This is a genomic window from Blastococcus sp. TF02A-30 (assembly GCF_003319185.1).
Classification (GTDB): Bacteria; Actinomycetota; Actinomycetes; order Mycobacteriales; family Geodermatophilaceae; genus Blastococcus.
This window is the reverse complement of the sequence record NZ_QOHJ01000006.1, coordinates 351,253-366,790: the sequence shown is the minus strand read 5'-3', so window position 1 is coordinate 366,790 and position 15,538 is coordinate 351,253. Positions and strand designations below refer to the sequence as shown.

Genomic DNA, 15,538 nt, shown 5'->3' with positions numbered 1-15,538 from the left:
CAGCACGGCGCGTATGCACACTGTTAAGCAAAGCTACTGAGCGTTGCGAAGCGCCGACGGGGCGGCGACTCCCATAGGCGGCGGCACCCGCGCGGCACCAGCCCCGAGTTGTGTGAGGGATGTCACCGCGTGGCGACACGGGGTGTTCACCTGGCCGACCCGCCGGCGCCCGGCTCGAACACGCGTTCGAACGTGCGTGCGATGATCGGGGTGTGGCGGGCGGCATGCAGCGAGGACGGTCCGGGCGGTCGCTGCAGGACCGCGCGGCCGCGTCCGGGGTGCCCTCGACGGACCCGGGGCCGGCCACCCCGCCGGACGACGGCGCGCCGGGCAGGGGCTCCGGCGGCCGCGCCGGCGAGGGCCGGCACTGCTGGGTGCACGACCCGCCCGACACCCCGGGCACCTGGCCCGGCCTGCTCGTCGAGTGGCGGCAGCGCGACGGCGTCTGGCAGGGCCGGGTCGCCTACACCGTGACCGGCCCGCACGGCGCGGCCCTGGTCGAGGCGTGGCTGCCCGCGGCCGGTCTGGAACCGCGGTGACCGTCGTCGCGGTTGGCCCGGGCGGCCCCTGGCTATGGCCCCGAGGGACAGCGCCCACACCGACGGACGGAGCACGACGATGACCTCCCCGGACCAGCCGAACCTCGACGACGTCATCGAGCCGCAGGAGCACCCGACGCGCGACCGCACCCAGCACGCGAAGGACCCGCACCCCGACGACGAGCTGCTCGAGCACCGCACCGAGCTCGAGCGCCAGGCGGTCGGCTCCGACGACGCCGACCCCCTCGGCGCCGAGCGCCACCCGGCCACCGACTGACCTCCGACCGCGTCCCGGTCGGGCCGGGACCCCGGGACGCCCTCGCCGGGTGGCTGCTGAAGAGCGCACGCCCCCCGGCGGCCATCGACCCGGCCTGGACGCCCGGCACGGCCCGCGAGCTGCGCCGGTGCGTCCGCCGGTCCTACCGGCTCGACCGCGTGACGGCCGGCCAGCCGGTGCTGCTCTGGGTGAGCGGCCGGCACTCCTCGGGCGTGCACGCCGTCGGCCGGGTCGCCGGGGCGGTCGAGGAGGACGGCGACGGCCCGCTGCTCCCCGTCCGGCTGGTACGGCTGGACGCGCCCGTCCCCCGGGCCGAGCTCCTGGCCGACGCCCGCTTCCGGGACGCCGAGGTGCTCCGGATGCCGGCCGGCAGCAACCCCTCGTGGGTGTCCTCGGACCAGCTCGCCGCCGTCCTCGACCGGCTCGACGACACGGTGCTGGGAGCATGGGAGCCGTGACTCCCAACCGGCTCCGCTGGGGCGCGCTCGCCTGGCTGCTGACGCTGCAGTTCTTCGCCGTCGAGACGATCGTGCAGTTCCGGGGCGAGGGCCACTCCCGCGCCGAGGACGTGATCAGCGACCTGGGCGCCACCACCTGGCCCGGGCACCAGCTGATGAACGCCTCCTTCGTGGTGCAGGCGGCGCTCATCCTCGGCGGCGCCCTGCTGCTCTGGCCCGCGCTGCGCAGCGGAGCCGGCCGGGTCGCCGAGTTCCTGCTGGCGGCCGCCGCCCTCGGGGTGCTGATGGTCGGCGTCTTCCCCGAGGACACCGCGGGGGGCGCGCACGGCGCGGGGGCCGTGCTCTACCTGGTCGGTGGCGCGCTCGCGCTGGTGGCGCTGGCCTACGCCGTCCGGGCGCGCTCGGAGGCCTTCGGCACGACGCTGGTCCTGCTCGGCCTGATCGGGGCGGCGACCACGACCTTCTTCCTCACCCGCACCTACCTGCTCGGCGAGGGCGGCACGGAACGGGCGGCCGCGTACGTGCTCCCCCTGGGGCTGGCGCTGTCCGGCATCGTGCTGTGGCGTCTGGACGCCCGGGAGGCGGCGCCGGCCGGCACCCGCGCCGCGCAGCGCGCGCAGGAGCGGGCCCAGGAGCGCGCGACCGCGGCCGAGCGGGCGCGGCAGCGGGACGAGGCGCTCGAGGCGGCCGCCCGCCGGTCGGAGCAGCGCCCGGCCCCGGCAGCCGAGGACGAGACCGATCTCGACGACCCCTGGGCGCCCCAGGGCCGGCGCCGTCCCGAGTAGCCGCCGTTCCGGGCGAGCCGCCGTCCCGGGTGAGCCGCCGTCCCGGGTGAGGCTCAGCCCTCCCGGACGGTGAGCACCTCGGCGACCGGGCGCCGCCCGCTGTGCGCCCCCGAGGGCCCCTCCTGCGGGTAGCCCATGCGCAGCAGCATCTGCGGGTGGCCGACCAGGGACAGCCGCGAGCGCATCCGCGTGCGGGTGGCCGGCCAGTCCAGCGCCTGGGTGAGCGGCGAGGCCGCCAGCCCGGCCGCGGTCGCCTGCAGGAGGACCCGCGCCAGGGCGCGCCCCGACTGCAGCCACGCCACGCGGTCGTCCCCGTCGGTGCCCATGAGGACCACGGTCGGCCGCTCGACGTCCGGCGGCGGCGCGTCCGGGTCGCCGGCCGGGTTGAACTCGCTGCGCTCGCGGGAGCCGACGACGAAGTCGCGGATGGTCCAGTTGGAGGGACGGGCGTGCGGATCGCCGCTGGGCACCGCCTCCACCGGGACGCCGTCGACCGCGGCCGGGTCGGTGCGCAGCCAGCTCTCCAGCTCGGCCACGTAGGCGGGGTCGCCCTGCTCCATCTCCTCGGCGCGGGAGATGAGGAAAACGGTCGCCACCTCCTCCTCCGACCGCGTGATCGGCTTGAACCAGGTGCCGAAGGACGCCGCCTCGGCCTGCAGCCGGTCCAGCAGCTCGGCCGGCACCGCCTGCGACCGGAACGGGGCGCGCACGGTGTGCCGGCGCTCGACGGCAGCGGCGAGCTCGCGGTCCTCGGCGGTCGGGTCGTGCGGGCCGGCCAGGCGGACGACGGCCAGGAGCTCCTCGTCGCCCGGGTCGGGCAGCAGCTGGACCTCGCTGAGGTGCCCGGCGGCGGCCAGCGCGACGACGGCGAACTCGACGGCGATGCCGACGCTGATCACCTGCTGCCGGCCGGTCGGGTCGAGGACCGGGAGCGCGCGGGTCGCGTCGTAGCGCACCTCGAGCCGGTCCGCCGACGCCACGAACCGCCACGGCTGCGTGTTGTGGATCGACGGCGCCCGGGTCGCGGCGGTGACCACCTGCGCCCACTCCTGCTGCTCCACGCGTGCCTCCGGTGCTCGTTCGTGCTCGTCGGTGCGGGTGCGGCCAGGTGACCCGCCCCTGGAAGTGCCTACCCCATCCTCGCTCCCGGCTGCACACGTGTCCGCACCTGGCCAGGATGGGCGCATGACGAACGCCGCGGCCGGGTCGGGCAGCAGCGACCCCACGATGCAGGTCATCCCCGCCGACGAGTGCTACCGCCTCCTGCGCACCCAGCAGATCGGGCGCATCGGCGTGAACGCCGAGCACTACCCCCTCGTCCTGCCGGTCAACTTCGCCGTCGACGGCACCAGCCTGGTGATCCGCACGCACCCCGGCACGATCCTGCGCGCCGCCGAGCACGCCAACGTCACCTTCGAGGTGGATGAGATCGACCAGCGCACCCGCACCGGCTGGAGCGTGCTGGTGCGCGGGCAGGCCGAGGAGGTGGGCGAGCAGCACCGCGCAGAGCTCGTGGAGCGCACCCGGGCGACCGGCGTCGAACCGTGGGCGCCCGGCGACAAGGGCCACTGGCTCCGGCTCATCCCGCACGACGTCTCCGGCCGCCGGATCGTGCCGGGAGAGCTGCCCTCGCCGGTGGACCCGCGGGCCTACCTCTGAGGCCGGCTCAGGACGGGGTGCCCTCCTCGGCGGGGACGACCGGGCGGGGCCGGTCGCGCCGCCGGGAGACGCCGACGCCGATCAGGCACACCGCTCCTCCGACGACCGCCAGCGCGGGCGGCACCTCGTCGAGCAGCAGCCAGCCGAGCAGGATGACCAGCGGCGGCACCACGTAGGTGGTCACGCCCAGCTTCCCGGCGTCCATCCGGCGCAGGGCGTAGGCCCACGTGCTGAACGCCAGCGCCGTCGGGACCACGCCGAGGTAGACCATGCCGGCGATCGAGGCCCCGCTCGCGTCGGCGAGGTCGCCGGCGAGGACGCCGGCCCACGGCAGGCAGCAGACCGCACCGATCGCGCACGCGGTGAACGTCACCTGCAGTCCCGGCAGGCGGCGCAGCAGCGGCTTCTGCGCGACGACACCGCCGGCGTAGGTGACCGCGGCGACCACGCACAGGACGACGCCGGCCAGGTCGGCCTCGGCGCTCCGGGTGGCCAGGCCGATGAGCAGCACGCCGGCGAACGCGATCGCGATGCCGACGACCAGCCAGCGCGGGAAGCCCTCGCCCAGCAGCAGCCCGGCGAAGACGGCGATGAGGATCGGGCCGATGTTGACCAGCATCGCCGTCGTCCCGGCGTCGAGGTGCTGCTCGGCGGCGTTGAGCGCGACGTTGTAGATGCCGAACCAGCCGATCCCGCAGACGGCGAGCAGCCCCCACTCCCGGCGGGTCGGGGCGACCCAGCCGCGGCGGGTGGCGAGCAGGCCGAGGACCGCGGTGCCGACCAGGAGCCGTCCCAGCGCCAGCGCGCCCGGTGAGAGCTCCTCCCCCACCCCGCGGATGCCGACGAACGCCGACGCCCAGGCGAGGACGGTGACCACGACGGCCAGCAGCGTGCGCGGCTCGAGGCCGGCAGGCGGGCGGGCAGGAGCGGAGACGGGGGCAGCGGTGCGCACGGGCAGACGGTAGGCGCGACCACCGACAGCTCTCCGGCGGTTTCCGGCCGTCGCGTCGGGATCGTCGTTCTTCCTGCGGAGTCCGGCAGGAACGCCGCGTCAGGCGCGCAGGTGCTCCTCGTAGGTGCGCCGTCCTCGCGCCCCACCGGAGGGCACGGCGGCCCCGTCGCGGAACGCGGTGCTCAGCCGTCCCGGCACCGGCGTCGACACCACGTGCGCGCCGTTGCCGTGCACGGCGACCCAGGCGCGGGCGAGCTCGGCGGCGCTGAGCTCCTGCGGTCCGCCGAACTCCACGACCCCGCCGGCGGGCGGCGCCGCGACCAGGCCGGTGAGGTGCTCGGCCACCTCCCCGACGTCCACGGGCTGCACCCGCCACCCCATCGGCACCGGCAGCACGGGGCCGCGCCGGGCGGTGGACAGCAGTTCGTCCACGAAGTCGTGGAACTGGGTGACGCGCACCAGCGTGACCGGCACACCGGAGGCGAGCAGCACCTGCTCGGCGGCGTACTTGGCGCGGTAGTAGCCGTACGGGATGCGGTCCACGCCGACGATCGAGACGTACAGCAGGTGCCGCAGCCGGTCCCGGTCCACCGCCTGGACGAGCCGGCGGGTCCCGGCGACGTCGACCTCCCACGTGTCGCCGCGCGGGTCGCTGGCGGCGTGGACGACCACCTCGGCACCGGAGAGCGCCTCCCGCAGGTCACGACCGGTGGCGAGGTCGCCGCGCACGCCGCCGGGACCGGCTCCGCGCCGCGACATCCGCCGCACCACGTGGCCGGCGCCCTCCAGGGCGGGCGCGAGCCGCTGACCGAGCCGTCCGGTTGCTCCGGTGACCAGTACGTCCATGCCCCGATCCTCTCGCGCGGATCGGCGTCCGAACCAGCCCCGTCCTCCCTCCGGGCAGGATGGCGGGGTGAGCGCGCCCTTCCCGCCCAGCGCACCGACGGCCACCGGTCTGCTCGACGTCGGTGACGGGCAGTCGGTCCACTGGGAGGTGCACGGCGCGGACGACGGCGCGCCCGCCGTCGTGGTCCACGGGGGACCCGGGGCGCCCGCCCGGGGCATGCACCGCCTGCTCGACCCCGCGCGCTACCGGACGGTCGTCATCCACCAGCGCGGGTGCGGGAGGAGCACACCGTCGGCCGCCGATCCGGCCACGGACCTCTCGGCCAACACCACGGGTGCGCTGGTCGCCGACATGGAGGCCGTCCGCGAGCTGCTGGGCATCGACCGCTGGCTGCTGTTCGGCGCCTCCTGGGGCACGACCCTGGGCCTGGCCTACGCGCAGGCGCACCCGGACCGGGTGACCGCGCTGGTGCTGCTCGCGGTCACCACCACGACCGCCCGCGAGGTCGCCTGGATCACCCGGGACGTGGGCCGGATCTGGCCCGAGGCCTGGGACCGGTTCCGCAGCGGCGTGCCGGAGGGCGAGCGGGACGGCGATCTGTCCGCCGCCTACGCCCGCCTGCTCGCCTCGCCCGACGCCGCCGTGCGCGAGCAGGCCGCCCGCGACTGGTGCGCCTGGGAGGACGTGCACGTGTCGCTCGACCCGGCCTGGCGGCCGAACCCGAGGTTCGCCGAGCCGGGGTTCCGGATGGGCTTCGCCCGGCTGGTCACCCACTACTGGTCGCACGCGGCGTTCCTCCCCGACGGGGCCCTGCAGGAGGGCGTGGCGCGCCTGGCCGGCGTCCCGGGGGTGCTGATCACCGGCCGGCACGACGTCAGCGGGCCGCCCGACGTCGCCTGGGCGCTGCACCGCGCCTGGCCCGGCAGCGAGCTGGTGATCGTGGAGGGGGGCGGCCACGGCACCGGCGACGCGACGGGCCGGGCCCTGGACGACGCCTTCGCCCGGTTCGCCGTCCTCCGCTGACCCGCGCGTCCGGCGCTATCTCACAGACGAGATAGCGTGGTGCCCTGTGACGGTGACCGAGCTTCCCCCCGACACCGCGATGCGCCGGATCGGCGCCCTGGTGCGCGACGCGCGCCGGCACCGCGGGATGACCCAGCAGCAGCTGGCCGAGCGCCTGGGCACCAGCCAGAGCGCGGTGGCCCGCATCGAGCAGGGCAACCAGAACCTCACCCTCGAGCTGCTGGGCCGCCTGTCCGCGGCGCTGGAGAGCGAGCTGATCAGCGTCGGACCGTCCGGCCCGACGCACCTGCGGGTGACCGGCGGCCGGCTGCTGTCCGGCAGCGTGGCGGTGAAGTCGTCGAAGAACGCCGCCGTCGCGCTGCTGTGCGCCGCGCTGCTCAACCGCGGACGGACGACGCTGCGCAACGTGGCCCGCATCGTCGAGGTGGACCGCATCCTCGACGTGCTGCGCTCCATCGGCGTCGTCGCCACCTGGGACGAGGCCGGGCACGACCTGACCCTCGTCGTCCCCGACGAGCTGGACCTGGCCGGCATCGACGCCGACGCCGCGCGCCGGACCCGCAGCATCATCATGTTCCTGGGCCCGCTGCTGCACCGGGCTCCGTCGTTCGAGCTGCCCTACGCCGGCGGCTGCGACCTGGGCACCCGCACCGTGCAGCCGCACATGATCGCGCTGCGCCCGTTCGGGCTCGACGTCGAGGCGCGGTCCGGCGAGTACCACGCCACGGTGACCCCCACCGGGGCCAGCAGCCGGACGATCGTGCTCACCGAGCGCGGCGACACGGTGACCGAGAACGCGCTGCTCGCCGCCGCCCGCGCCGAGGGCACGACGACGATCCGCAACGCCAGCTCCAACTACATGGTCCAGGACCTGGTCCTGTACCTGCAGCTGCTCGGCGTGGAGATCGACGGCCTCGGGACGACGACGCTCGTGGTGCGCGGCCGGCCGGTGCTGGACGCCGACGTCGACTACACGATCAGCGAGGACCCGGTGGAGGCGATGAGCCTGCTCACCGCGGGCATCGTCACCGGCTCGGAGCTGACCGTGCGCCGCGCCCCGGTCGAGTTCCTCGAGATCGAGCTCGCCGTGCTGGCCGAGATGGGGCTGCGCTACGAGCTCTCGCCCGAGTACCTGGCCGACAACGGGCACACCCGGCTGGCCGACATCACCATCTCCCCGTCGGCGCTCAAGGCGCCGATCGACAAGATCCACCCGATGCCGTTCCCGGGCCTCAACATCGACAACCTGCCGTTCTTCGCGGTCATCGCCGCGCAGGCGGAGGGGCAGACGATGATCCACGACTGGGTCTACGACAACCGGGCGATCCACCTCTCCGACCTGACCCGGCTGGGCGCCGACGTCCGGCTGCTCGACCCGCACCGGGTCCTGGTCAACGGGCCCAGCCACTGGTCGAGCGCCGAGGTGGTCTGCCCGCCGGCCCTGCGCCCGGCGGTGTGCATCCTGCTGGCGATGCTCGCGGCGAAGGGCACCTCGGTGCTGCGCAACGTCGACATCATCGCCCGCGGCTACGAGCACCTCTACGAGCGGCTGGTCGAGATCGGCGCCTCGATCGAGGTCTTCCACGACTGAGGGCCCCGGCCCTCCGCCGGCCGGCTAGAGGAGCGCGTCCAGCCCGTCGTCCTGGGGCAGCGCCATTCCCGCTTCCAGCGGCGGCCGGTGCGGCTGGTCCAGCCCCCGCATCCGGGCCGCGTGCAGCGCCAGCAGCAGGTTGAGCCGCAGCGTCGGGTCGGTCGTGAACGGCCCGAGCAGCCGCTCGAGCTTGCCGATCCGGTAGCGCATCGTGTTGTAGTGGAAGTGCAGCCGGCGGGCGGACTCGGCCACGTTGAGGTTGGTCTCCAGCAGCACCCGCAGGGTCTCCCGCAGGTCCGCCGAGTCGGGGTCGGTGGCGTCGGCCAGCGAGCCGAGCACCTCGTCGACGTAGGTGCGCAGCTCGGTGCTGTCGGGGATCAGCGACAGCAGCCGGAACACGCCGAGCTGGTCGAAGTGGGTCACCGACGAGCCGCCGTGGATCTCCTGGCCCACGCCGAGCGCGCGCTGGGCCTGCCGGTGCGCCTCGGCCAGCTCCGACAGCGAGCCGGCCGGCCGGCCGATGCCGGTGCCCAGCACGCGACCGACGCGGCGCAGCCGGCCGTTGACGCGGGACGTGACCGCGGAGACCAGGGCGGAGAGCTCCTCCGGCGTGCGGCCGTCCAGCGGCAGCAGGGTGACGATCTCGGTGGCCAGCCCGGCGACGGCCGCACCGGCGACCTCGGTCTCCAGCGCGGCCCGCCAGCCGTCGGCGAGGCGGTCGAGGACGTCCAGCGCGCGGGTCGGGTCCGCAGCCGCGTCCGCGACGGTCTCCGTGGCGGTCACCAGCACCGCCACGGGGCCGTCGAGCCGCCAGCCGAACGACCGCGTGTAGGCCAGGGTGCGCTCGGTGTGCCCGACCGACCCGCCCACGAGGCGGCGGACGAGGTCCCCCTGGAAGCGCAGCTCGACCGAGTGCACTGCCTGCAGCCGGATGACCGACAGCGCCGCGATGACGGCCGCGCGCTCGAGCACGCCGCCGGCGCCGAGCATCATCGCCCCGCTGCGGTGCACGGCCACGAGCCAGCCGTGCCGCTGGTCGCCGGCCATGATCGGGGCGACCGCGTACTCGCCCACCCCGCCGGGGAGCTGGTGGTGCCCGGGGACCAGCAGGATGCCGTCGGCCGGCGACAGGTCGGCGTCGGCGAGCACGTCGGCCGGGGTGACCACGGTCTGGTCGGCGCGCACCCCGGAGAGCCGGCGGGACGGCGTCATGGCGGCCAGCTCGTCGTCGGCGGCCGCGTCGAGCAGCCAGAGCCAGTCGCTGATCTCGGCGACGTCGTCGGCGGGCCCGGCGCTGGTCACGACCTCGCGGTCGGCGCCGAGGCCCAGCACCGCGGCGCCGTCGATCATCACGGCGAGCCGCTGGGCCACCTCCGGCAGGCCGCCGCCGGTGAGGGCGACCTCCATGAACTCGTCGTCCATCCGCGAGGACAGCGCGAGCGCCTGCCCCTGCTTGGTGACGACGGCGCCCAGCACCTCCGACACCGCCTCGTCCAGGCGCAACGCGGCCGGGAGCGCGAGCACGGGCAGACCGCGGCGGTCGGCCTCGGCCAGCACCTCCGCCGGCACCGGCGCGGGACCCTCGGCGCGCCGGAACGCCAGCGCGGCGGTCCCCATCGACGCCAGCCGCTCGACCAGGGCACGGCAGTTGGCCGGGTCCGCCTGCGGCAGCCGGGCGCCGAGGACGACGAGGACGTCCGGCCCCGCGGCGGCGAGGGGCTCGGCGGGGTTGTCGACGACCATGTGGCGGACCACCCGGCCCAGGCCGGCCGCCCCCGCGACCACCGCGCCACCGGACAGGCCGGGCAGGTCGAGGACGTCCTCGACGGTCAGCCCCATGCGCTCCTGCCAGCTGCCGCGCTCGGAACGCGCCGGGTCGGTGCGCGGGGATTCGTCCACGGCCCAGTTCCGGCGGAACGGAACCGTCCCGTTACGGAGCGTGGACGACACGAGCGAGGCATCACCCTGGGTCACGACGTTTCCCCCTTCAGTCGTCAGCCAGGTGGCCACAGATCGGATCTCTGTCAGGTCTCTCTGGACGACACCCTCCATAATTGGCTGGTTCCGCCATGAGAGGGCGTGCGACGCGCCGCATACGTTCGAGACCCGGTTCACCCCGCCCGCAGGATGCTAGGCCGTCGCCGGAACGCCGGTGACACCCCCTTCCTTCCCGCGGCCCGGTGGAGCGGGACCCGGGCGGGGGGCCGGCCACACCGGTGCTCCGCCGTCCCTCCGGCGAAGGGCTGGCATGCGCACCGTCGACGAATCCACTGACCCTGGGGCTCGTACGGGCACGGACGCACCGCAGCGCGGGCGGGCCGCCCGTGCCGGTGTTCCCACGATCCCCCTCCCCCGCGAATCCGCGCAGGCCGCGGCCCGCACGGCACGGCCGGCCCGAGCGGCCACCGCGGTGCCCGCGTCCGCCAGCACCGGCGTGGCCGAGCTGCTGCGCGGGCCGGTCCGCCCGGCCCGCGTGCTCCTGAGCGTCCCGGCGGCGGTCTACCTGCACGTGCAGGGCGTCCGCGGCGGCGACGTCGTCGGCGTCCTCACCAGCGACGCCGCCCGCCTGCCGCTCGGCTGCGTCCTCTTCCGGCCGAGCAACGGCCGCCCCCTGGTCGCGCTGCCCACCGGCGCACCGGCCGAGGTCGGGGGCGGCCGGATCGTCGTCGGCGACCTCGCGGTCAGCGCCGCTGCCTGGTGGGACCCGCGCCCCAAGCTGCCCAGCCGCCGCCCGGCGCTGCTGCCCGAGGGCGTCCGCCAGCTGCGCACCGCGCTCTACGGCGAGGGCGTCCCGCACAGCGCCTTCACGCTGCCCGGCCTGCCCACCGGTCCGGGGGGACCGCTGGCCGCGCTGCGCGGAGCCGTCCGCCGGGCGGACTTCGACGCCGCCCTGCGCACCGCCGGCCGGCTCATCGGCCTGGGTCCCGGCCTGACGCCGGCCGGTGACGACGTCATGGCGGGCACGGTCGCCGGGCTGGTCCTGCTCGGGCACCCTGGCGCGGAGCGGTTCGCGGCCGGCGTCTACGCCCTGGCGGCCGGGCGCACGACCGAGCTGTCCCGGGCGCTGCTGCGGCACGCGGCCCTCGGCCAGGTGAGCGGCGAGTACGGGGCCGTCCTGCACGGGCTCGTCGGGGAGCGGCCGCTGGCGCCCGCCGTCGCGCGCCTGCTGGCCACCGGGTCCACCAGCGGCCGGGCCATGGCCCTCGGCCTCTGCACCGCCATCGACCTGGTGGACCGCACCACCCAGCACTGACCACGGGCTGCCGCGGGTCCCGATCGGGATCCGCGGCCGCTCGCGGGTCAGCCGATCGGCTCGACGCCCGCCACGGCGGGCAGCAGCGGCCCCAGGGCGTCCCACTGGGCGATCCGGCACCCGTCCACCCGCGAGAGCTCCAGGTCGACCTCCGCACCCGCCCAGCGGCCGATGACGTGCGCGGTCTGAGGGCCGCCGTACTGCTCCGTGCACACGGCGTCCGGGGGCACGGGGGTGAAGGGCTCGGGCAGCTGCTCCAGGTGCGCGCACGCCTCCTCCGCCCGCGGGTGGGTGCCCTCGACGAAGCCCACGCAGGTCAGCGTCCACACCTGCGCCGGCGTCCCGTCGCCGGCGTCGACCTCGACCTGGAGGTCGTCGTCGGCCTGCGAGATCCCGCCGGCCGCGGCGCCGTCGTCCGGAGCGGTCGGGTCCGCGCTGCTGGTCCGCGGGTCCTCGTGGGACGCGCAGGCGCCCAGCAGCACGGGCAGGACGAGGAGCGGCAGCAGACGGCGCACGCCGGGAACCCTAGAGGCGGGAGGCGTGGATGCTCGTGACCAGCAGGGCGCGGGCGCCCAGGGCGTAGAGGTCGTCCATGACCTGGTTGGTCTCGGTGCGCCGCACCATCGCCCGGACGGCCGACCAGCCCGGCGTCTGCAGCGGGCTGACCGTGGGGCCCTCCATGCCGGGGGTGATCGCCGCGGCCTGCTCGAGCAGGTCGTTGGGGCAGTCGTAGTCGAGCAGGACGTACTGGCGGGCGACGAGCACCCCCTGCAGCCGCCGGCGCAGCTGGGCGACCGCCGGGATCTCCTCGGCGCCGGCCCGGCGGACCAGGATCGCCTCGCTGGTGAGCACCGGCTCGCCGATGATGTGCAGCCCCGCCGCGCGCAGCGTCGTCCCCGTCTCCACCACGTCGCAGACCGCGTCGGCGACGCCGAGCCGGCACGCGGTCTCCACCGCGCCGTCGAGCTTGACCACGCCGGCGTCGATCCCCTGCTCCCGCAGGAACCGCTGGAGCAGCACCGGGTAGGCGGTGGCGATCCGCTTGCCGGCCAGCTGCTCGACCTTCTCGATGCCCGACTCCAGCGGCGTGGCGAAGCGGAACGAGGAGCGGCCGAAGCCCAGCGGCATGACCTCGACGGCGGCGGCACCGTCGGCCGGGGCGGTCTCCAGCAGCATGTCGCGGCCGGTGATGCCGACGTCCAGGGTGCCGGCGGCGACGTAGACGGCGATGTCGCGCGGGCGCAGGTAGAAGAACTCGGTGTCGTTCTCGGGGTCGTAGACGGCGAGGTCCTTGGTGCTGCGCCGCTGCCGGTAGCCGCTCTCGGCGAGCATCTCGGCCGCGGGCTCGCTCAGGACGCCCTTGTTGGGCACGGCGATGCGCAGCACGTCGGGAACTCCTCGGGGGTCGGGATCAGAGGTGGGTGTAGACGTCGTCGAGCGTCAGCCCGCGCGCCAGCATGAGGACCTGCACCCGGTAGAGGAGCTGGCTGATCTCCTCAGCGGTCCGCTCCTCCCCCTCGTGCTCGGCGGCCATCCAGGACTCGGCCGCCTCCTCGACGACCTTCTTCCCGGCGGCGTGCACGCCGTCGCGGACCGCGGCGACCGTGCCGGAGGCGGGATCGCCGTCGGCCACCTTGGCCGACAGCTCGGCGAACAGCGCGTCGAAGGTCTTCACGACAGGCCCCGCACGGGGGTGGCGGTGAAGCCGGTGGACCGCTGGGGCGCCCGCAGGTCGCGCAGCACCAGCGCGGTCTGCAGCGCGGCGATCGTGGCCTCCCAGCCCTTGTCCTCGGCCGAACCGGGCAGCCCGGCGCGGTCGCGGGCCTGCTGCTCGTCGTCGGTGGTCAGGACGCCGTTGCCGACCGGCTTGCCGGCGTCGAGGGCCACGCGGGTGAGCCCGGCGGTCACCGAGTCGCACACGTACTCGAAGTGCGGCGTGCCGCCCCGGATCACCACACCGAGGGCGACGACGGCGTCGTGCCGCTCGGTCAGCGCCTGGGCGACGACGGGCAGCTCGATCGCGCCGGGCACCCGGACGACGGTCGGGTCGGCGACGCCCGAGGCCTGCGCGGCGGCCAGCGCGCGGTCCAGCAGCGCGCCGGTGATCTCGGCGTGCCAGGTGGTGGCCACGATGCCCAGGCTCAGGCCGGCGGCGTCCACCGCCGCGGCCTCGGGCGCTCCCTGACCGCTCACAGCTGCTGCTCCTTCTGGCCCAGCGGCACGTCGGTGCCGGGGACGGTCGTGGCGCCGGGGGCGTCGGCCGGCGCGGGGGCGGCGGCGTCCGCGGGACCGGCCTCGGTCTCCGGCTCGATGATGTCGAGCAGGTGGCCCATGCGGTCGCGCTTGGTGCGCAGGTAGGCCAGGTTCTCCTCGGTCACGTGGCTGGGCAGCGGCACCCGGCCGAGGATCTTCAGGCCGTAGCCCTCCAGCCCGGCGCGCTTGGCCGGGTTGTTGCTGAGCAGCCGCATGGTGCGGATGCCGAGGTCGGCGAGGATCTGCGCGCCGGTGCCGTAGTCGCGGGCGTCGGCCGGCAGGCCCAGGTCGAGGTTGGCGTCGACGGTGTCCAGGCCCATGTCCTGCAGCTGGTAGGCCTGCAGCTTGTGCAGCAGGCCGATGCCCCGGCCCTCGTGCCCGCGGATGTAGAGCACGACGCCGCGACCCTCCTGCGCCACCGCGGCCAGCGCCGCCTGCAGCTGCGGGCCGCAGTCGCAGCGCAGCGAGCCGAAGACGTCGCCGGTGAGGCACTCGGAGTGGACCCGGACGAGCACGTCCTCGCCGTCGCCGATCTCGCCGTAGACGAAGGCGACGTGCTCGCGGTCGTCGTAGGAGCTGCGGTACCCGACGGCGGTGAAGGTCCCCGGGGCCAGCGGGACGGTGGCCTCGGCGACCCGCTCGACCAGCTTGTCGAACCGCTTGCGGTAGGCGATCAGGTCCGCGATCGAGATCATGCAGAGGTCGTGCTCGTCGGCGAAGACGCGCAGCTCCTCGCCGCGGGCCATCCCGACGGGGTCCTTCTCGCTGACGATCTCGCACAGCACGCCCGAGGGCCGCAGGCCGGCGAGGACGGCGAGGTCCACGGCCGCCTCGGTGTGCCCGGGGCGGCGCAGCACGCCGCCGTCCTTGGCCCGCAGCGGCACGATGTGGCCGGGGCGGCTGAGGTCCTGGGCCGTGGTGTCGGCGGCGGCGAGCGTCCGGATCGTGGTCGCGCGGTCGGACGCCGAGATGCCGGTGGTCACGCCCTCGCGGGCGTCGACGGTGACCGTGTACGCGGTGCCCAGGCGGTCCTGGTTCACCCGGTGCATGGGCGGCAGGTCCAGCCGGTCGGCGTCGGCCTCGGTCACGGCCACGCAGATGTAGCCGGAGGTGTACCGGACCATGAAGGCGACCAGCTCGGGGGTGGCCAGCTCCGAGGCGAAGATGAGGTCGCCCTCGTTCTCGCGGTCCTCGTCGTCGATCACGACGACCGGGCGGCCGTCCTTGATCGCGGCGATCGCCGTCTCGATGCTGTCCAGCCGGGTGACGTCGCCGCTCATCGACGGGCCTCCAGCAGCCGCTCGACGTACTTGGCGATCACGTCGACCTCCAGGTTGACGGGGTCCCCCGTGGCGCGCGCGCCGAGCGTGGTCTCGCGGAGGGTGGTGGGGATGAGGCTGACCTCGAACCAGGGCTCGGGGTCGGTGGCCGGGCTGACCGCGCTGACCGTGAGGGAGACGCCGTCGACGGCGATGGAGCCCTTCTCGACGACGTAGCGGGCGAGGTCGGTCGGCAGCGCGATGCGGACGACCTCCCAGTGGTCGCCCGGGGTGCGGGAGACCAGGGTGCCGACGCCGTCGACGTGGCCCTGCACCACGTGCCCGCCCAGGCGGGTGTGCGCGGCGACGGCGCGCTCGAGGTTCACCGGGCCGCCCTCGGGGACGGCGCCCAGGCTGGTGCGGCGCAGCGTCTCGGCCATGACGTCGGTGCTCCAGACGGCCGCGCCGTCCTCGGCCGGCGTCACGCCGGTGACGGTCAGGCAGACGCCGTTGACCGAGATGGAGTCGCCCAGGGCGACGTCCTCGAGCACCTTCGCCGCCCGGATGCGCAGCACGGCGGAGTCGGCGCCGTCCTCGCGGACGACGACGGTGCCCACCTCTTCGACGATCCCGGTGAACACC

18 protein-coding genes are annotated in these 15,538 nt (G+C 75.5%); 8 read left to right on the top strand and 10 right to left on the bottom strand.

The annotated features are described in order from the left end of the window. Positions 1-224 precede the first annotated feature (224 nt). The 4 genes from DQ241_RS15705 (at position 225) to DQ241_RS15690 (ending at position 2,059) form a co-directional block, all read left to right on the top strand. The gene (locus DQ241_RS15705; RefSeq protein WP_113831215.1) at positions 225-539 is read left to right on the top strand and encodes a hypothetical protein; all 315 of its coding nucleotides are present in this window, start codon (positions 225-227) and stop codon (positions 537-539) included. A 79-nt stretch (positions 540-618) separates the two neighbouring features. Further along, on the top strand, positions 619-816 hold the full coding sequence (locus DQ241_RS15700; RefSeq protein ID WP_113831112.1) for a hypothetical protein: 198 nt from the start codon (positions 619-621) through the stop codon (positions 814-816). Positions 817-974: 158 nt separating this feature from the next. Next, positions 975-1,274 (top strand): hypothetical protein, encoded by a 300-nt coding sequence (locus DQ241_RS21135; protein WP_233492474.1) that lies wholly within the window; start codon positions 975-977, stop codon positions 1,272-1,274. Beyond that, on the top strand, positions 1,262-2,059 hold the full coding sequence (locus DQ241_RS15690; protein ID WP_233492473.1) for a DUF998 domain-containing protein: 798 nt from the start codon (positions 1,262-1,264) through the stop codon (positions 2,057-2,059). The genes DQ241_RS21135 and DQ241_RS15690 overlap by 13 nt, the downstream gene beginning before the upstream one ends. 53 nt (positions 2,060-2,112) lie before the next feature. On the opposite strand, the gene DQ241_RS15685 is transcribed toward DQ241_RS15690, so the two are convergent. Continuing rightward, on the bottom strand, positions 2,113-3,120 hold the full coding sequence (locus tag DQ241_RS15685; RefSeq protein ID WP_158545944.1) for a nitroreductase family protein: 1,008 nt from the start codon (positions 3,118-3,120) through the stop codon (positions 2,113-2,115). A 124-nt stretch (positions 3,121-3,244) separates the two neighbouring features. Between DQ241_RS15685 and DQ241_RS15680 the strand changes: the two genes are divergently transcribed. After that, positions 3,245-3,718 (top strand): pyridoxamine 5'-phosphate oxidase family protein, encoded by a 474-nt coding sequence (locus DQ241_RS15680; RefSeq protein WP_113831109.1) that lies wholly within the window; start codon positions 3,245-3,247, stop codon positions 3,716-3,718. A 7-nt stretch (positions 3,719-3,725) separates the two neighbouring features. Here the strand turns inward: DQ241_RS15680 and DQ241_RS15675 are convergent, their stop codons facing one another. Both DQ241_RS15675 and DQ241_RS15670 read right to left on the bottom strand, forming a co-directional pair. Beyond that, positions 3,726-4,670, bottom strand: a complete 945-nt coding sequence (locus DQ241_RS15675) for a DMT family transporter (protein WP_199584594.1) — start codon at positions 4,668-4,670, stop codon at positions 3,726-3,728. Positions 4,671-4,769: 99 nt separating this feature from the next. Beyond that, entirely contained in the window at positions 4,770-5,516 is a 747-nt protein-coding gene (locus tag DQ241_RS15670) for an SDR family oxidoreductase (RefSeq protein ID WP_113831108.1), read from the bottom strand. A gap of 67 nt (positions 5,517-5,583) precedes the next feature. Between DQ241_RS15670 and DQ241_RS15665 the strand changes: the two genes are divergently transcribed. Both DQ241_RS15665 and DQ241_RS15660 read left to right on the top strand, forming a co-directional pair. After that, positions 5,584-6,540, top strand: a complete 957-nt coding sequence (locus DQ241_RS15665; protein WP_233492472.1) for an alpha/beta fold hydrolase — start codon at positions 5,584-5,586, stop codon at positions 6,538-6,540. 52 nt (positions 6,541-6,592) lie between these two features. Beyond that, a complete protein-coding gene (locus DQ241_RS15660) occupies positions 6,593-8,131 on the top strand; it encodes a UDP-N-acetylglucosamine 1-carboxyvinyltransferase (protein WP_233492471.1) in 1,539 nt (512 codons plus the stop codon). A gap of 24 nt (positions 8,132-8,155) precedes the next feature. On the opposite strand, the gene DQ241_RS15655 is transcribed toward DQ241_RS15660, so the two are convergent. Then, complete coding sequence (locus DQ241_RS15655; RefSeq protein ID WP_233492470.1) at positions 8,156-10,030, bottom strand: PucR family transcriptional regulator ligand-binding domain-containing protein; 1,875 nt, start codon at positions 10,028-10,030, stop codon at positions 8,156-8,158. 511 nt (positions 10,031-10,541) lie between these two features. On the opposite strand from DQ241_RS15655, the gene DQ241_RS15650 reads away from it, so the two are divergent. Continuing rightward, positions 10,542-11,384 carry a DUF2877 domain-containing protein gene (locus DQ241_RS15650; protein WP_233492469.1) on the top strand — a complete coding sequence of 281 codons (843 nt, stop codon included), beginning with the start codon at positions 10,542-10,544 and terminating at the stop codon, positions 11,382-11,384. Positions 11,385-11,431: 47 nt separating this feature from the next. On the opposite strand, the gene DQ241_RS15645 is transcribed toward DQ241_RS15650, so the two are convergent. Genes DQ241_RS15645 through DQ241_RS15620 form a run of 6 tightly spaced genes read right to left on the bottom strand, consistent with a single transcriptional unit; the run spans position 11,432 to position 15,537 of the window. Continuing rightward, a complete protein-coding gene (locus DQ241_RS15645; RefSeq protein WP_199584592.1) occupies positions 11,432-11,899 on the bottom strand; it encodes an SSI family serine proteinase inhibitor in 468 nt (155 codons plus the stop codon). 10 nt (positions 11,900-11,909) lie between these two features. Further along, positions 11,910-12,770, bottom strand: a complete 861-nt coding sequence (gene hisG / locus DQ241_RS15640; protein WP_113831105.1) for an ATP phosphoribosyltransferase — start codon at positions 12,768-12,770, stop codon at positions 11,910-11,912. A 25-nt stretch (positions 12,771-12,795) separates the two neighbouring features. Next, on the bottom strand, positions 12,796-13,059 hold the full coding sequence (locus tag DQ241_RS15635; RefSeq protein WP_113831104.1) for a phosphoribosyl-ATP diphosphatase: 264 nt from the start codon (positions 13,057-13,059) through the stop codon (positions 12,796-12,798). After that, positions 13,056-13,577, bottom strand: a complete 522-nt coding sequence (ribH, locus tag DQ241_RS15630; RefSeq protein ID WP_113831103.1) for a 6,7-dimethyl-8-ribityllumazine synthase — start codon at positions 13,575-13,577, stop codon at positions 13,056-13,058. Before ribH ends, DQ241_RS15635 begins: the two co-directional genes overlap by 4 nt. Next, entirely contained in the window at positions 13,574-14,917 is a 1,344-nt protein-coding gene (locus tag DQ241_RS15625; RefSeq protein ID WP_113831102.1) for a bifunctional 3,4-dihydroxy-2-butanone-4-phosphate synthase/GTP cyclohydrolase II, read from the bottom strand. The genes ribH and DQ241_RS15625 overlap by 4 nt, the downstream gene beginning before the upstream one ends. Further along, positions 14,914-15,537 (bottom strand): riboflavin synthase, encoded by a 624-nt coding sequence (locus DQ241_RS15620; protein WP_113831101.1) that lies wholly within the window; start codon positions 15,535-15,537, stop codon positions 14,914-14,916. Before DQ241_RS15620 ends, DQ241_RS15625 begins: the two co-directional genes overlap by 4 nt. Position 15,538 lies beyond the last annotated feature (1 nt).